Source organism: Arenibacter sp. F20364, assembly GCF_023015905.1.
Lineage (GTDB): Bacteria > Bacteroidota > Bacteroidia > Flavobacteriales > Flavobacteriaceae > Arenibacter.
In genome coordinates, this window is record NZ_JALKBD010000054.1 from 1 (window position 1) to 16,768 (window position 16,768).

The 16,768-nt window shown below is 37.8% G+C and carries 14 protein-coding genes and 1 other RNA gene; 8 read left to right on the forward strand and 7 right to left on the reverse strand.

The window, feature by feature from the left end; translation table 11 throughout:
• Positions 1 to 385 precede the first annotated feature (385 nt).
• Complete coding sequence (locus MWU84_RS22605) at positions 386 to 1,609, reverse strand: TlpA disulfide reductase family protein (RefSeq protein ID WP_246906134.1); 1,224 nt, start codon at positions 1,607 to 1,609, stop codon at positions 386 to 388.
• 246 nt (positions 1,610 to 1,855) lie between these two features.
• On the opposite strand from MWU84_RS22605, the gene pheT reads away from it, so the two are divergent.
• Complete coding sequence (gene pheT, locus MWU84_RS22610) at positions 1,856 to 4,282, forward strand: phenylalanine--tRNA ligase subunit beta (RefSeq protein ID WP_246906138.1); 2,427 nt, start codon at positions 1,856 to 1,858, stop codon at positions 4,280 to 4,282.
• Here the strand turns inward: pheT and MWU84_RS22615 are convergent.
• Positions 4,274 to 4,840, reverse strand: coding sequence for a fasciclin domain-containing protein (locus MWU84_RS22615; protein WP_246906141.1), 567 nt, complete (start codon positions 4,838 to 4,840; stop codon positions 4,274 to 4,276). The genes pheT and MWU84_RS22615 overlap by 9 nt on opposite strands.
• Positions 4,841 to 5,089: 249 nt before the next feature.
• On the opposite strand from MWU84_RS22615, the gene MWU84_RS22620 reads away from it, so the two are divergent.
• Positions 5,090 to 5,809: a hypothetical protein gene (locus MWU84_RS22620; protein ID WP_246906144.1), complete on the forward strand. Its 720-nt coding sequence runs from the start codon at positions 5,090 to 5,092 to the stop codon at positions 5,807 to 5,809.
• A 26-nt stretch (positions 5,810 to 5,835) separates the two neighbouring features.
• Here MWU84_RS22620 and MWU84_RS22625 read toward each other — a convergent pair whose 3' ends face one another.
• Together MWU84_RS22625 and MWU84_RS22630 are read right to left on the reverse strand one after the other, a co-directional pair.
• On the reverse strand, positions 5,836 to 6,963 hold the full coding sequence (locus tag MWU84_RS22625) for a hypothetical protein (RefSeq protein ID WP_246906146.1): 1,128 nt from the start codon (positions 6,961 to 6,963) through the stop codon (positions 5,836 to 5,838).
• Positions 6,964 to 6,989: 26 nt separating this feature from the next.
• Positions 6,990 to 8,618 (reverse strand): ATP-binding cassette domain-containing protein, encoded by a 1,629-nt coding sequence (locus MWU84_RS22630; protein WP_246906148.1) that lies wholly within the window; start codon positions 8,616 to 8,618, stop codon positions 6,990 to 6,992.
• A gap of 173 nt (positions 8,619 to 8,791) precedes the next feature.
• Between MWU84_RS22630 and MWU84_RS22635 the strand changes: the two genes are divergently transcribed.
• Positions 8,792 to 10,180, forward strand: coding sequence for a transaldolase (locus tag MWU84_RS22635; RefSeq protein WP_246906151.1), 1,389 nt, complete (start codon positions 8,792 to 8,794; stop codon positions 10,178 to 10,180).
• Positions 10,181 to 10,337: 157 nt separating this feature from the next.
• Here the strand turns inward: MWU84_RS22635 and fsa are convergent, their stop codons facing one another.
• From fsa to ffs, 3 genes are all read right to left on the reverse strand, one after another.
• Positions 10,338 to 10,991 (reverse strand): fructose-6-phosphate aldolase, encoded by a 654-nt coding sequence (gene fsa, locus MWU84_RS22640; RefSeq protein ID WP_246906154.1) that lies wholly within the window; start codon positions 10,989 to 10,991, stop codon positions 10,338 to 10,340.
• Positions 10,992 to 11,063: 72 nt separating this feature from the next.
• The gene (locus tag MWU84_RS22645; protein ID WP_246906157.1) at positions 11,064 to 11,873 is read right to left on the reverse strand and encodes an SDR family oxidoreductase; all 810 of its coding nucleotides are present in this window, start codon (positions 11,871 to 11,873) and stop codon (positions 11,064 to 11,066) included.
• Between the two features lie 121 nt (positions 11,874 to 11,994).
• Positions 11,995 to 12,093, reverse strand: an RNA gene (gene ffs, locus MWU84_RS22650) — signal recognition particle sRNA small type.
• A gap of 204 nt (positions 12,094 to 12,297) precedes the next feature.
• Here ffs and MWU84_RS22655 point away from each other — a divergent pair.
• The 5 genes from MWU84_RS22655 to MWU84_RS22675 form a co-directional block, all read left to right on the forward strand.
• Positions 12,298 to 13,338: a glutaminyl-peptide cyclotransferase gene (locus tag MWU84_RS22655; protein ID WP_246906159.1), complete on the forward strand. Its 1,041-nt coding sequence runs from the start codon at positions 12,298 to 12,300 to the stop codon at positions 13,336 to 13,338.
• Positions 13,339 to 13,340: 2 nt separating this feature from the next.
• Positions 13,341 to 13,739 carry an acyl-ACP thioesterase domain-containing protein gene (locus MWU84_RS22660; protein WP_246906162.1) on the forward strand — a complete coding sequence of 133 codons (399 nt, stop codon included), beginning with the start codon at positions 13,341 to 13,343 and terminating at the stop codon, positions 13,737 to 13,739.
• 18 nt (positions 13,740 to 13,757) lie between these two features.
• Complete coding sequence (locus tag MWU84_RS22665; RefSeq protein WP_348647894.1) at positions 13,758 to 15,281, forward strand: hypothetical protein; 1,524 nt, start codon at positions 13,758 to 13,760, stop codon at positions 15,279 to 15,281.
• 147 nt (positions 15,282 to 15,428) lie between these two features.
• Positions 15,429 to 16,160, forward strand: a complete 732-nt coding sequence (locus tag MWU84_RS22670) for a LytTR family transcriptional regulator DNA-binding domain-containing protein (protein ID WP_246906164.1) — start codon at positions 15,429 to 15,431, stop codon at positions 16,158 to 16,160.
• 135 nt (positions 16,161 to 16,295) lie between these two features.
• Positions 16,296 to 16,768: hypothetical protein (locus tag MWU84_RS22675; protein WP_246906166.1), on the forward strand; the 473-nt coding region annotated here is incomplete at its 3' end.

Below are 16,768 nucleotides of genomic sequence, written 5' to 3' on the forward strand. Positions count from 1 at the left end.
TCTTTTCTTTTGTTTCGTTTTATTCATTGCCTGTTTATTTTGGAATAAGGTATTCATGAACCTCCTGCGTCGGTTTCATTGGAAAAGCAAAGAAATCGGAGATTCACGAAAACCTATTAAAAACAATAGAAATCACTTGAGTAAAATGAAAGAATAATTTTGACATATATTTTACTCGATTATTCTCAATAAGTAAAACCAAAGATCAACAGCGTGAGGAGTCATAATATTCCCAATTTTTTACAGAAATACAACAATTAAGCATAATACAAAATCACACCTCAACAACTCATTAACGATTATAATCAATCGAACACTTTATCTACCAATTCAAATTCTTAAGGATTAATCCAACTTAAGCTTTCCTTTTTTTAATAAGATTCCTTTAAGCCTCAAGTAGTTGAAGTATAAAGCTGTGGAAATCTTTTTTAAAACTGTCGTAAATACTGCCCGTTGCCGGACCGTTAAAGCCCGTATATATTTTTTCCACATTACCCATTTTATTGACTACCAGAGTAGTTGGAAAGGAAAGAACATGATTCAACATGGGTAATTTTTTTTCGGCCCTTTGCTTGTCTATCCCACCGTACTGGGCCAATAACACGGGGTATTCCACCCCTATTCTTTCCCTTAGCCTATCAATCGATTTATGTGCAGCCTCTTTTGTTTTAGCATACTCGAACGCAAGGGCTATAACTGCTAATTTCTTGTTTGGATGTTTTTTTAAATATTCTACCAAAAACTTGGTTTCATCCAAACAGTTTGGGCACCACGTCCCCATGATCTGAACGACAACTACCTTATCCTTAAAAGCAGGGTCACCCAATGACACCAAATTACCTTTGGTATCAGGAAACGAAAAGCTTAATTTATCATAGCCTTTTTTCATATAGGTCAAGGCCTCTGTATTGGGCAATTCATAATTCTCATTTCTTTTGGCTACGAAATTTTCCTTGGAATGATTTCCGGAGTAAAACACTCCCAACATAGAAGTATCCGTTGTTTTGGCCTTGAACAAATAGGCATGGGTACCGTCAAAAGTGGAGAATTTAACAGTATCGGCACTATTGATTCCCTCCAAAAACCTATAATCCCCATTGGCGGTCCTAAACGTTCCGGTAACCTTGTCATCTACCTGCCTGAAGGTTCCCTTGGCCATATAGCTTTCCCCATTTTCAGGCTTGAACTCCACCTCCCAGTCACCCGAGATATTGGTATTGGGAATACCGTTACTTTTAAAGCGTTCCTTAATACCATGCACCGCTCTAAAAGGCACCACCCTTTCCTCATTTTCTTTTATAAATTTTCCATTTATTTCTTTCTCATTGTACTTCCCCGCCAAATACCCTTCAAAAACGGGCATTTTTATGACCACGGAATCTCCCAAAACTTGAATTTCATCTATTAAGATGATTTCCTCTGCATTGTACAATTCAATGTTATATTCCCCATTCCCCAATACAACAACCTTAAAGTTGAACGGCAAGAGCTGGTTGTCCCCCAACTGCAGTTCTGACAACCAATACCCTTCCGTTAAACCAACAGTGGCAGACTGTCTACAGCCAATAATAACTATAACTAGAAGAAACATAAGGAATATTCGTTTCATGTTATTTACTATAAAAAGTTGGGCGCATATTGATACCACCAAACATTAATATAAAATTTTAGAGGGACTTTTTTAGGAGGACTTAAACACATCTCTCAGATTGGGAACTAAAGAAAAAGCAGGTTTAAGGATTTTAATAAGATGAAGTAACGAAAATTTTTGGATATAAAAAATAAAACATTCACTCAAATACGTATTGAATGTCTTATTGCATTGTTTTATATTTGGGGTCTTTAAAAATACTCGATGAAAATATCTTACAACTGGTTGAAGCAGTTTTTAAAAATTGACTGGGATTCCAATAGGACAGCTGAATTACTAACTGACTTGGGCCTGGAGGTTGAGGGTATTTCAACTTTTGAATCTGTCAAAGGAGGATTGAAGGGAATTGTTGTTGGCGAGGTTTTAACCTGTATAAAACACCCCAACGCGGATAAATTAAAATTGACGACGGTAAATATTGGTCTTGATACTCCCCTGCAAATTGTCTGTGGCGCACCCAACGTAGAGGCCGGACAAAAAGTACCGGTAGCTACCATAGGAACAACTCTCTATACAGCGGAAGGAGAAGCTTGGGTAATAAAAAAAGGGAAAATTCGTGGCGAGGAAAGCCATGGGATGATCTGTGCGGAAGATGAACTTGGATTGGGCGAAAGCCATGATGGTATTATGGTTCTGCCGGATACCCTGCAAGTTGGAACACCCTGTTCCGAAGTTTTCGAAGTTGAGGTGGACGAGGTCTTTGAAATAGGGCTTACCCCAAATAGGGCGGATGCCATGAGCCACTTTGGAGTGGCTAGGGATTTAAAAGCCGGATTTAAGCAGAAGGATATCCATAAGGAATTGATCACCCCTCCCGTTACCAATTTCAATATTGTAAACCGCTCCTTAAGATATGACGTTGAAGTAATTAAAAGCGAACTGGCACCGAGGTATTGCGGAATAACGATTAGCAATCTTATTGTGCAGCCATCACCAGATTGGTTAAAAAATAGATTGAGATCTATTGGGATTACCCCCAAAAATAATGTGGTGGACGCCACCAATTACGTATTGCACGAATTGGGGCAACCCTTGCACGCCTTTGATGCAGCAAAGATTAAAGGAAACAAAATAGTGGTCAAAACGCTTCCCAAGGGAACCAAATTTACCACTTTGGATGGAGTTCAGCGCGTATTAAGCGAAGAGGATCTGATGATCTGTGATACGGAAAAGCCCCTTTGCATAGCCGGAGTCCTTGGCGGACAAAATTCTGGGGTAACGGAAATTACTAGTAGCATATTTCTGGAAAGTGCCTTCTTTAATCCAGTATCCGTTAGGAAAACTGCCAAAAGACACAATATAAACACAGATGCTTCCTTCCGCTTTGAAAGGGGAATAGATATAGATAATGTTGAATATAGCCTAAAACGGGCAGCACTACTTATCCACGAAATTGCGGGAGGTGATATCACCTCGGACATTGTAGATATATACCCTAAAAAGAAGGATGATTACCACGTGTTTTTGACTTTTGCCAAAATTAACAAGCTGATTGGTCAGGAAATATCCAAAGATACTATTAAATCCATTTTGGCCTCCTTGGACATTAAGGTTAAAAACGTAACGGAATCCGGACTCGGATTATCAATTCCTTTTTACCGTGTGGATGTACAACGGGAGGTAGACGTAATTGAGGAAATTTTACGTGTTTTCGGATATAACAATGTGGAGTTCAAAGAAAAATTGAACGCTTCCATTGCCCCTACTTCCAAATTCGAGGATTATAAGGTCCAAAACATAATCGGTAATTTTTTAGCTTCAAAAGGCTTTAATGAAATATTGGCAAATAGTTTATCATCCCCAGACTATAATAAATTATCGGAAGATATTAAGGATGAGCACACTATTGCCATGTTAAACCCGCTCAGTTCCGATCTCTCGGTAATGCGACAATCCATGTTGTTTTCAGGTTTGGAAGCCATTGCCCACAACAGCAATAGGCAGATGCACAACCTTAAAATTTTCGAATTTGGCAAAACCTATCATCAATATGAAACCAAGAGGGAGGAAAAAAAGCATTTAAGTATTCTTGTCACCGGCAACAGACTGGAAGATACTTGGACCACAACTCCGAAAAAAGCAGATTTCTTCTATCTTAAAGCCATAGTCGAAAACCTCCTTAATAGATTGGGACTTACCCAACTTAATTCCCAACCAAATTCCAGTGATATTCTTTCAGAAGGAATTTCCTTAAAAATAGCTAAAAGGGCAGTCGTGAGTATTGGAGTGGTAAAGAAATCTATTTTAAGGGAGTTTGATATTAAGGAAGAGGTTCTATTTGCCAATTTTGACTGGGATTATATTTTGGAAACTATTGTACACAACAAAATAATCTATAAGGAAATCCCAAAATACCCAGAAGTTAAGAGAGACTACGCTCTTTTGGTAGATGAGGGAGTGAGCTTTAAACAGATTCACGATATCGCCCTTCAAACTGAACGGAAATTTTTAACCAAGGTGAATCTTTTTGATGTTTACAATGGTAAAAATTTACCCGAGGGCAAAAAGTCTTATGCGGTAAGTTACACCTTGCAGGATGTAAACGGGACATTGACCGACAAGCAGATAGATAAGATAATGAATAAGCTTTTGAAGCGCTATGAAAGCGAATTAGGAGCCGAATTACGGTAGATTTGCTACGGAAAGGGCATTGGGCAGGATAACGCTGTCTATCTCGTGTATAATCCCATTGCATTGATTGGCATCGGCACTGGTTATTTTGGCCCTATTCCCGGCCTTATCCGTAAGAACAATATCCAATCCCTCCATAGAAGCGAAAATTTTATCGCCCTGTACAGTAGTAAAACTAGCTTTTCCATTCCCGTTGCACAGCGCCTTTAAAATTTTGGAGGCCGTAATGTTGCCTGCTACGATATGGTAAGTTAAAAGTGAAAAGAGTTCCTTTTTATTTTCAGGTAATAATAATTCCTTCAAGTTTACTTTGGAGAGCTTTTTAAAAGCCATATCAGAAGGCGCAAAAACGGTAAACGGACCATCCTCATTCAAAATTTTATCCAAATTCGCTGCTTTTACAGCTTCCAATAAAGTATAATGGTGTCCGGAATCGGCCGTACTTTCAATGATGGAGTTCTCCTTTTCCAAAAAGCTATTTTCCTTGAATGACGTTTGCCCAAAACCTATAGAGGTGACAAAAAATAATAGAGCGCAAACGGACACATAGCTTTTCATTGGTTCTTAGGGCTTGGGAATTAAAAAAATCGATAAACGGTTAAATTCGTCGACAATATACAATATTCAGCTTACTATTTTAAAAAAAGTTATTAACTAATTTTAAATTAACACAATATTAATATTCAGGTCACGAACCCCCTATATTCCAGTAGATTTTGTTGCGGATTTCCAATTTTTAACGCATTGGACCAAAAAAGAAGTCCTTAATTTCTTAACTTTATAACAATTGCTATAAAAGAATGAAAAATGTTGATGAGAAGAACCAATATTCAAGAAAAGCTTATTCTGGCAAAAAAAAGGGATAAGTCTGCCGATGAAATTTTAAATGAAGTAAATGATCTTTTAGCCAAAGAGCATGATACCCTGAAAAGAATTGAGGGTAACATGAAAAGGAAGGATTCCGTAATTTCCAACGATTTTGAATTCGACTTACTGGAAACTGCCGGAATCTACCATGTTCGACATATTAAAAAAATAGCGGTGGACTACCGGTTGCGTTTCTTGGATTCACATTATTTTAAAGGAGATATTCCACCGGAGGCCATTTCCAAGATCAAAAATTTGGAAAAAACACATGGTCTGGAATTAAAGGGGTTCAAAATATTGGCCCCCTCAAAACTGTTTAAGTTAAAAGATAAGGATGACCCCATTTTATTTGCCCCTATAGGGAACGACTATTACTATTTGATCCATAAATGGGGCCGTGATCTGCATCCACTAAGAAAAATATTGATGTGGCCATTTAAAAACTTGGTAAATCTAATCGCCCTAGTAGTAGGTATTAGTTATTTGGTAACCCTGTTGGTACCCAACGGATTGTTTTCCAAAGAAAGTTCCAGCTTTCAATTTTGGGTAATTTTCTTTTTTATGTTTAAATGCATTTCTTCCATAGTTATATTCTATGGCTTTGCATTGGGCAAGAATTTTAATCCAGCTATCTGGAATTCCAAGTACCTAAAGACGTAATCAAATTGATGGTTATCGCCCAAGTTTTAGTTGGAAAACAATTCCATAGGAATACCGTCCAAATCAACATTATCCAGAAATTTGGGGTCCGGTATTGGCTTTATCCTCATTAGTCCTCCTTTGCCACTACCTCCTTTTTTCTTGTAACCTATCAATATCAAATTGTTTTTGGCGTCATAGGAAACCATGGTCGTATCCTCTATTTCATACTTCAGGTCTCGCTGTTCCGGGCTTAGAAAATTTTCATAAATATACAGAACGGACATATTTTCCTTAAAATCATAAACTGCGGCAATATTGGGGTAGGAACTTTTTGAACCCGATGCCATAGGGTAATATATTGTCTGCTCCCCGAAATATTCGGATTTGGCATATCCAAACTTCGGTTCCTTGCCCAACAAATAATTGGTAGTGATTCCCAAAATCATAGTATTCCCGTCAATAATGCTGTGCAAATTAGGGTAACTTACCAAAATATTGCCCATTCCATCCTTTGATATCTTTAAAACATCGTCTCCCAGAATAACCTCATGGGTAACGGCCCCACTATCCATATTTAATGCCGTTAGGGCATATTTATTGGTAATATCGGTATCTAGGGACAAAAGAAATACTTTGTTATCGGAAACCAAAAGTTGTTTGGGTTCTTTAGACAATACAACATCCGTAAAGGAGCTTGGACTCTTTGTCAAATCCAAAATTCTTAAAAAATAATTATCTTTTTTCGTTTCTGAAGGTATAACATAGGCCACTAATGCCTTGTTCCCTGAAAAAGCGATGGATTTTACATCGCGGTCACAATTTAAATCTTCTGTAAAAACAGTTGTATGGACCACTGTATCCTCGCTAAAGTCATGGATGCTAATCTTGGCACTGCAGTCTACCTGGGGAATATAAAATCCTAATTTGGAACCATGCCTATAACTTAGGTCCGGCATTGGCACCACCTCAAAATCACTTTGGGCTGAATTAACGGTAATTCCGTCCGAATCGGCATTTAAAAGAGCCGTTTTTAAAACACCATCTTTTTGAACCAAAACGGTATAGTCGGCCAAAAGGCTTGGAGATTCGTCAATCTTATCCCCAACTCCTTCCTCAGAACAGCCCATGGCAAAACATGCAATAAACATGCATGCATACAGGTAGGTTTTCATAAAGTAAGAATTTGGGTCCCACAAAATTACACCGGAACGGCGTACATTTTGTTTCGCTGTTCCTTTATAGTCTTATCGGACATATAATCATCAAACGTCAAATATCGATCTATATTACCTTTAGGAGTTAATTCTATAACCCTATTAGCCACAGTTTCAGCAAATTCATGATCATGGGTAGTAAAAAGAACAGTTCCTTTAAAATTCTTTAGGGAATTATTGAAGGTAGTTATACTTTCCAAATCCAAATGGTTGGTAGGCTCGTCCAACATAACTACATTGGCCCTCATCAACATCATTCTGCTCAACATGCAACGTACTTTTTCCCCTCCGGACAAAACCGTACATTTTTTCAAAGCTTCCTCACCGCTAAACAACATTTTTCCCAAAAAGCCCCTAATGTTTACTTCTTCCCTTTCTTCTTCCGTTTTGGCCCATTGCCTTAACCAATCCACTAAATTGATATCTTCGGTAAAGAATGACGCATTATCTGCCGGCAAATAGGACTGGTTGGTTGTTATCCCCCATTGAAAGGATCCGCTGTCCGCCTTTCTATTGCCATTAATAATTTCGTAAAATGCAGTAGTAGCCCTTGAATCCCTAGAAATTATTGCCACTTTATCGCCTTTGGCCAAATTAATATTGACATCCCGAAACAAAATCTCACCCTCTTCTGTTGAGGCCGACAGTTTTTCAATGTTCAATATTTGATCCCCTGCCTCCCTTTCTCTATCAAAAATAATGGCAGGATAACGTCTACTAGAAGGTTTTATATCCTCAATTTTTAATTTGGACAACATTTTCTTTCTGGAAGTGGCCTGTTTGCTCTTTGCCACGTTGGCGCTGAACCGCTGAATAAACTCCTGTAATTCCTTGGCCTTTTCCTCGGATTTTCTGTTTTGTTGCGCCCTTTGTCTGGCAGCCAACTGACTACTCTCGTACCAAAATGTATAGTTCCCGGAGTATAGGTTCATCTTTCCAAAATCTATATCCCCAATATGGGTACAAACAGAATCCAAAAAGTGTCTATCGTGCGATACTACAATAACTGTATTTTCATAGTCGGCCAAGAAATTTTCCAACCAATTAATGGTTTCATAATCCAAATCGTTGGTAGGCTCATCCATTATCAAAACATCCGGATTACCAAACAATGCCTGGGCCAATAATACCCTTACCTTTAATTTGGAATCCAAGTCCCCCATCAAGGTATAATGAAATTCTTCCGTTATCCCCAAATTGGATAATAGAGCTGCTGCATCACTATCGGCATTCCAACCGTTCATTTCCTCAAATTGTACCTGTAACTCCCCTATTCTATCCGCATTCTCATCACTGTAATCGGCATAAAGGGCATCTATCTCCTTTTTTATTTTGAACAAGGGCTTATTGCCCATTACCACACTCTCCAAAACCGTATATTCATCATAGGCGTTATGATTTTGTTCCAGAATGGACATCCTTTTCCCAGGTTCCAGGTGAACATGCCCGGATGTAGGGTCTATTTGTCCGGATAGAATTCGTAAAAAAGTGGATTTTCCCGCTCCGTTGGCACCAATAACACCATAACAATTACCTTGTGTAAAGGATACGTTTACTTCATCAAAAAGAACCCTTTTCCCAAATTGCACAGATAAATTTGATACTGACAGCATACTTAATGTTTTAAATTTTGTGCAAAAATAATAAAAATAAACCCGTTTAAGCAACTATATTACAACGCCTTTAGGTGTCATTTTAACTAAGAACCCATAGATTTAACTCACAATTAACAGGCTGTATCTGCTGAGTTTATTAGATTTGTTTACTATAAAGTAGCTATTCTCATATGAATAAACCTTTACTATATTCTTTTCTGATTGCACTAGTTGGCTGCGGTTCGATAGAAAATAATTCCCCTGGTGCATTCTTTGCTGGTGAAATCGTAAACCCCACAAGCGAATATGTTGTCCTTTTTAAGGACGATATCGTCATAGATTCTGCAAAACTTGATGATGAAAATCGATTCAGTATACGATTGGATACAATTGTGGAAGGTCTATATCATTTTGACCATAGTCCGGAATTGCAATATGTTTATTTGGAAAAGGGAGATAGCTTAATGATTCGTCTAAATACAGAGGATTTTGACGAGTCGTTGATATTTTCTGGCAGAGGTGAAGAAATAAATAATTTTCTTGTCGACTTCTTTTTGGGTACAGAAACTGAGCCCGCATTGATTTATTCTTATTCCCAACTAGAACCTGAGGATTTTAGTGATAAATTGGATTCCCTCAGGGCTATTAAAACCAATGCTCTGGACGAGCTTGTAAAGGAAATATCACTTTCTCCCAAAGCAGCTGAAATGGCTAGGGCCAGTATAGATTACAACTATTACATCTATAAAGAAAAATACCCCTTTTGGAACAGAAGAAAGACTAGGGAAAATACCATTCCCGAGCTACCCGGTAATTTTTACGATTATAGAAAAAACGTAGACTACAACAACGAAAATCTATCCTATCACAGGTACTACTATAATTTTATGAAGACACATTTTAACAATCTATCCTATATGGGTTGTTATACAAAATGTAAGGATGCACACTATGAAATAGTTAAAAACAAACTGCATTTTAACCTTCACAAGTTAGAACTGATAGATAGTCTGGTTACCGAAAAAGACTTAAGGGATAATTTGTTCAGAAATGTGGCCATGGACTATCTAATAAATGTTCATGATACCGACGAAAATAATAGAATTTTTATTGACGACTTTCATAGGCTTTCTGGTAACAATCGACACAGCGCCGAAATAGAGGCCATTTACGAAGGTGTAAACAGTTTACAACCAACCAATAAATTACCCAATATTTCAGTTTTCAACGCAGATGGGGCCTTGGTGACCTTACAAGAAATTGCCGAAAAAGAAAAAAATACCGTATTCTATTTTTGGTCCGGGACCCAAAGATCCAACTTCGAGAACGTACTTAGGCGCGTAGCACAACTTACGGAAAACAAACCGGAGTTTACATTTGTTGGAATAAACTGCAATACGGATGCCCTTAGATGGCAATCATTATTAAGTGCCAATCAATTGGATACGGAAAAACAATTCCGCACCGATGATTTCGAAAATTTAAAAAATGCCCTGGTCATAGGAGGTCTCAATAAAGGTATTATCACCAAAGACGGACTTATTGTAGATGCATTTGCCGATCTCTATAGCAGTTTTTAATTAGCACTCTCATTTAAAGATCAGAGTTCCTGTTTCTCGTAAACACTTTTGGTCCTAAAATCAATATACAAAACAGATCAGTTTATAAAAACAACAAAGCCTCTTTTGCTTAATAAGCTAAAGAGGCTTTGTATTATTATTAAAATAATTCCGAAAATTAATTACCTTTCTGGTAGTCTTCCAAGAATTTAGCCAAACCACTATCGGTCAATGGGTGCTTTAACAAACCTTCGATAGCTGATAATGGTCCTGTCATAACATCAGCTCCTATTTTGGCACAATCTATAACGTGCATGGTGTGCCTTACGGAAGCGGCCAATATTTGTGTTTCAAACTCATAATTATCATATATATGTCTAATTTCTGAAATCAAGTTAAGACCATCAGTAGAGATATCGTCTAACCTACCAATAAACGGAGAAACATAGGCAGCACCAGCTTTGGCGGCCAATAATGCCTGTCCACAGGAGAATACCAAGGTACAGTTGGTTCTTATTCCCTTATCCGAGAAATATTTTATAGCCTTAATACCATCCTTTATCATAGGAACCTTAACAACAATTTGCTCATGCAATTCTGCCAATTCCTCACCCTCCTTGATCATTCCTTTAAAATCGGTGGAAATAACCTCGGCGGATACATCACCTTCCACAATATTACAGATGTCTACATAATGCTTCAAAATATTGTTTCTTCCAGTAATACCTTCTTTGGCCATTAGGGAAGGATTTGTGGTTACTCCATCCAATACTCCTAATTCTTGGGCTTCTTTTATCTGTGCTAAATTAGCGGTGTCAATAAAGAACTTCATGTTAATTGCTTTTTAAATTATTAATTTGAAAGATATAGCTTATTTGCATGCCTACCTTTTAGTCTGGCAAAATTACAATTTATAATGGTTCATCAGGAGTTTCTCATATACTTTGTCCGGTAATATTTTTTTAAGAAACAATGAGAACTTTTGCAAAAACTCCCCTACCTTATAATGTACTTTGGGATTTTTTGTGTTGATAATTTTAAATACCATTTGGGCCACCAACATGGGATCTTGGCCACTGTCCACGTGCTCGTTCATCATTTTCAAGGTATCGCCGTAAGATTCTTTATAGGGCGAGTCCTCCAAAATTGGGGCATGGTAACGTCCAGAGGCTATATTGGTAGCAAAATCGCCAGGAGCCAAATTGGTTACCTTAACCCCAAAACCTTTGACTTCCATCCTCAAAGCCTCCGTTACCAGCTCCAAGGCCCCTTTACTGGCGGAGTACAACCCCCTGTACGGCAAACCCATATAACCCGCAATTGACGTAATATTGATGATCAACCCGTTTTTCCGATGTCTCATATGAGGTAAGACTGCCTTGGCCATGTGCAGAGGGCCGTTAAAATTGGTGTCGAATGCATTTAATATTTCAGAATGAGGAGTTTCCTCTATGGGACCTGTTATTCCAATCCCTGCATTATTCACCAAAACATCCAATCTACCCTCCTTTGCCATAAGCTTCGAAATGGCCGGCGCTATGCTTTCAGGATTTCTTACATCCAATTCCAAAAGATCAAAATCGGTGAAATTAGGATATTTGCCCACCTGCCTTGTTGTTCCATAAACTTTAAAACCTTTTGATTTTAAATAAATCCCGATCGATTTTCCAATTCCCGAAGAACCTCCAGTAACCAATACAACCCTTTGCTCCATTCATAAAAAATTAAGGATGCAAATTAACAAATAAAACAGGAATTGAAGGGGAATATGGAGTGATATCTATACCAAGTCATCACAAATAAGGATAAAAAATACCTTCACTTTCGGGTACAAAAAATGGCAAGCTACCTACATCGCACCGCTACAACCATATACCCTTGCTGCGTTCCCACCCTGGGGGATTCTACAGGAGCTGGTCGTGTAGGACTTGCCGGTGCAAATATACAATCTTTTAATTTTTTTACAATCGTTTTCAGGTCTTAATTTTATTAAATATCTTGCCTTAAAAAGTCGCCAATCTTATTTCTGGATAGCAGGTTGATTTTAAGACAACTATATTAATTTCAATGAAAATAATTGTTTGGCACAAGCGCCTTACCCACTAAAATTATCACATATATTATACCCATATTAGAAAATGAACGCCTTTAAATTAAACCTATTCTTCATAATCCCCCTTTTCTTTTTGGCCTGTGATGGCACCACCAACCCCTCCAAGCTCTTCGAAATTGAATTGGAGGGAAACCAAACGGAATTTCAAAAAAATCAAGTGGTCGGTATCTCTGTCAAAAATCTAAAGAATAAAGAAATTGAACAGATTACCTATAAACTGGACGATCAGGAAATTACGCTGAACAATAACAAAATTACCCTGGACCAATTGGAACTTGGGGCCAAAACATTGACGGCAAATGTAAGTTTCGAAGGTGAAACCGTTGAAATATCAAAAGGAATAAAATTATTGGCAGAACATGCCCCAGAGATTTACACCTACGAAATCCTAAACGAATACCCCCATGATATGGACGCCTATACCCAAGGATTGGAATTCCATAACGATACCTTATTTGAAAGTACCGGTAAAAAAGGAAAATCCTCCTTGAGACAAGTAGACTTTAAGACTGGTAAAGTTTTAAAAAAGATAGACTTGGAAAACACATATTTTGGGGAGGGCATCACTATTTTGAACGATAAAATTTATCAACTTACGTGGCAAAGTGGAGTTGGATTCATTTATGACCTTAAGGCTTTTGAGAAAATAGATAGTTTTAAATACAACCAAAGTAAGGAAGGCTGGGGCCTATGCAACGATGGAAATAAAATTTTTAAAAGTGATGGCACCGAGAAAATATGGTTTTTAAATCCTGAAACAATGGCCGAGGAGGGACATTTTGAAACGGTAACCAACACTTCCATATTCAACAAAGCCAATGAACTGGAATATGTAGATGGAAAAATATACGCCAATGTCTATCAAAAAGAGAGCATGATGATCATTGATGCCAAAAGCGGTGCCATAGAAGGCGTTATAAATTTCGCCGGCCTAAAAGAGAAAGTTACGCAACATCAAAATCTAGACGTTCTTAATGGGGTGGCCTATCATCCAGAAAGAAAGACCTTCTTTGTAACCGGAAAAAACTGGGACAAATTATTTGAGGTAAACATCCTTAAAAAATAACTATGGGAACTTTTGAAAAAACCATAAAAGTGGTAGAAGATGATCTGGATGATCTAAACCACGTGAACAATGTAAGATACGTTCAATGGATGCAGGATATTGCCAAGGAACATTGGCAGGCCAAAGCCCCTAAAGATTTGATCAACACTACGGTGTGGGTTGTATTGACCCATCACATCACCTACAAAAGTGCAGCAAAATTGGACGATATTATTTTAATAAAAACTTATATAGATAAGACCAAAGGTCCCGTTAGCGTTAGGGTTGTGGAAATGTATAACAAGGAAAGCAATCAATTGCTTGTTAAATCCAAGACCGAATGGTGTTTGCTGAACTCGGAAACCTTTAAGCCCATGAGGATTTCCCCGGAAATTGAAAGTATCTTTCTTACCCAATCCTAAATACCGAACTTAAAATCCGTGCATAAAGCTTTTTGTACTTTTTCCGCTCTTGTTCTACTATTAATGTTTTCCTCATGTAGGACGGACTTTGATTACACAAAAAGTAATGGCTCCTTGGATTTCTCTAAGGATACGGTTTTTTTGGATACTATTTTCAGGAACATTGGTAGCAGCACCTATACCTTAAAAGTATACAACCGGAGCTCGACCGATATTAGCATTCCAACAATTCAGCTTAAAAACGGATACAACAGTACCTATCGATTAAACGTAGATGGTGAAGCAGGTCAATTTTTTAGGGACATTCCTTTATTTGCCCAAGATAGCCTATACATTTTTATAGAAACCACCGCTGAATTGGGCAACGGGGAAACCAAAGAATTTTTACATACCGATGCTATTCAATTTGATGGGGAAAACCATTTGCAAGAAGTGCAATTGGTCACCTTGGTCAAGGATGCCATATTTTTATACCCAAAACGATCCTTGAACGGACAGAGAGAGACACTTGTCCTGGATATTAAGGAATCCGGGGAAGAAATTAGGGTTGAAGGTTTTGAACTCGGATCAGATCAACTGAGTTTTACCAAGGACAAACCCTATGTCATATATGGCTACGCCTCCGTACCACAAGGTAAAACCCTAATTATAGAAGAGGGTACACGAGTACATTTCCACAAAGATTCAGGGATCTTGATTAAAGAAAATGCTTCCATACATATTAACGGTAAATTAAGTCAGGACAAGGATTTACTGGAAAATGAAGTAATTTTTGAAGGAGATCGCTTGGAACCCTTTTATACCGACATTCCCGGACAATGGGGATCTTTATGGATTTCCAAAGGCAGTCTAAATAACACCATAGATTACCTCACTATAAAAAATGCTACTGTGGGCATTTTCGCCCAAGGAGATAATACCCTGGAAGAAACCACATTATCCATAAGGAATTCTCAAATCTACAATAGTGAAAATATAAACCTTTGGGCCAAAACAGCTATTATACGAGGCGAAAATTTAGTTGTGGGGGCGGCGGGGAACATATCCCTTTATTGCAGCCTGGGAGGAGATTATAGCTTTCTCCATACAACCATTGCCAATTATTGGAAATACGGATTCCGCTCCGGGGCAGCTTTGCATTTGGACAATTCCTCCTTGAGCGGAAGCAATGCATATAGCCTGAAAAGGGCAGATTTCAAGAATTGCATTATTTACGGAAGTAATCCAAGCGAACTAACCCTAAGTAAAGCAGATAATACAGAGTTTAATTTTTACTTTGAAAACTGCTTGCTTAAATTCCAGAATAATACCGAAAATGTTCTATACAATTTAAGTAATACCTCCCATTTTGAAAAAATACTACTCAATATGGATCCCTTTTTTGCATCTCCCTCTCAAAATAATTTTACAATTAAAGAAAACTCAAGCGCCATTGGAGCAGGAAATCTGTTTACGGCACAGTTGGTTCCCCTAGATATTTTAGGGAAAAATAGAACCAAAAATCCGACTGTTGGCGCATATGAAGTAATTTTTACAGAATAATTTAATATTAGCCTCTAAATTTTGAAAGAAAAAACTTTCAAATAACATATATTTAGCCAATAAAATGAAAACCCTAGTTTTTCTAAGGTTGAAATAGCCCCCTACACTACTAAGTATCACTAATTTGCATTAAAATCATCTAAAATCATGGAATATACCTATACCGTTTTGGACTCTGATGCTCAATCTAATTTACAGCTACAACACTATATGGAAGAGTATAGTGAATTCTATTGTGCCGGTATAGCTACCAACAGTGTGGACGGTTTAAATGGTATACTCAAAAAATCACCTGATGTTGTTTTTATACATCTTAACGAAAAGGCCCATGAGTATTTCCACATGATCATGGAAATGCACCAATATTTAAAGGAGATTCCGCTTTTTATTGGAATTTCCAAAAGCAAACAATTTGCCTTTGAGGCTTTGAAGTGCCATTTTTTTGATTATTGGTTATTACCTTATAACGAATTCGATATTAGAAAAACCCTTTTAAGATTAAAATTAAAAACCCCAAAAGAACAGGAGCCCAAAACACTCCTACTTCAATCCTATAAAGATTATCGCTATATTAATACTCAAGAAATCATGTATTTGCAGGCAGATAATAATGCCACTGATTTTTTTATGAAAGACGGAAGTACTATAAGTGCTTTTAAAACGTTAAAGACTTTTGAGAACAATTTACCAACGAATTTCGTTAGGGTTCATCAGAGCTACATCATTAATATCGATTTCGTCTCTAGGATCAATTACGGAAAAGGTCTATGCACTTTAAAGCATGACAAGCTACAATTGCCTTTTTCAAAATCCTACAAGAACAACATTGACAACCTAAAGAAAGTCTTGGCTAAAAATACTATATCTACCCTTAATTAGCCAAATTCTCACAAAAACCACTCGTTCACTAATAGAACTCCCACATCTGCTAAAGATAATTCTTACATAATTTTTTCATGGGTTAGCTACGTTACATTAGCTCTACATTATTAACCCTCGAAATACCTTCTAAAAATGAAAAAATTATTATCTATTTTCGCAGTAGTACTGCTTAGTTTGGGCTTATTTGCCATGGGAACCCAAGATGCTTTCCCAACAGTAGACAATGCCGTTGCCACTGATGGCGACAACATCCCAAGGGAAAGAAGGGATCCTCCCAAGACAACCAACGATTTCCAGTACAATGACAATGCAGTGGCTACCGATGGAGACAACATTCCTAGAGAAAGAAGGGACCCTCCCAAGGCCAACAACGATTTCCAGTACAATGACAATGCCGTTGCTACCGACGGAGATAACATCCCAAGGGAAAGAAGGGATCCTCCCAAGGCCAACAACGATTTCCAGAACAATGACAATGCCGTTGCTACCGACGGAGACAACATCCCAAGAGAAAGAAGGGATCCTCCCAAGGCAACCACAGATTTCCAGTACAATGACAATGCCGTGGCTACAGATGGCGACAACATTCCAAGGGAAAGAAGGGA

Coding starts and splice junctions, on each gene's coding strand:
- MWU84_RS22605 (WP_246906134.1), bottom strand. CDS start 1,609: ATGAAACGAATATTCCTTATGTTTCTTCTAGTTATAGTTATTATTGGC.
- pheT (WP_246906138.1), top strand. CDS start 1,856: ATGAAAATATCTTACAACTGGTTGAAGCAGTTTTTAAAAATTGACTGG.
- MWU84_RS22615 (WP_246906141.1), bottom strand. CDS start 4,840: ATGAAAAGCTATGTGTCCGTTTGCGCTCTATTATTTTTTGTCACCTCT.
- MWU84_RS22620 (WP_246906144.1), top strand. CDS start 5,090: ATGTTGATGAGAAGAACCAATATTCAAGAAAAGCTTATTCTGGCAAAA.
- MWU84_RS22625 (WP_246906146.1), bottom strand. CDS start 6,963: ATGAAAACCTACCTGTATGCATGCATGTTTATTGCATGTTTTGCCATG.
- MWU84_RS22630 (WP_246906148.1), bottom strand. CDS start 8,618: ATGCTGTCAGTATCAAATTTATCTGTGCAATTTGGGAAAAGGGTTCTT.
- MWU84_RS22635 (WP_246906151.1), top strand. CDS start 8,792: ATGAATAAACCTTTACTATATTCTTTTCTGATTGCACTAGTTGGCTGC.
- fsa (WP_246906154.1), bottom strand. CDS start 10,991: ATGAAGTTCTTTATTGACACCGCTAATTTAGCACAGATAAAAGAAGCC.
- MWU84_RS22645 (WP_246906157.1), bottom strand. CDS start 11,873: ATGGAGCAAAGGGTTGTATTGGTTACTGGAGGTTCTTCGGGAATTGGA.
- MWU84_RS22655 (WP_246906159.1), top strand. CDS start 12,298: ATGAACGCCTTTAAATTAAACCTATTCTTCATAATCCCCCTTTTCTTT.
- MWU84_RS22660 (WP_246906162.1), top strand. CDS start 13,341: ATGGGAACTTTTGAAAAAACCATAAAAGTGGTAGAAGATGATCTGGAT.
- MWU84_RS22670 (WP_246906164.1), top strand. CDS start 15,429: ATGGAATATACCTATACCGTTTTGGACTCTGATGCTCAATCTAATTTA.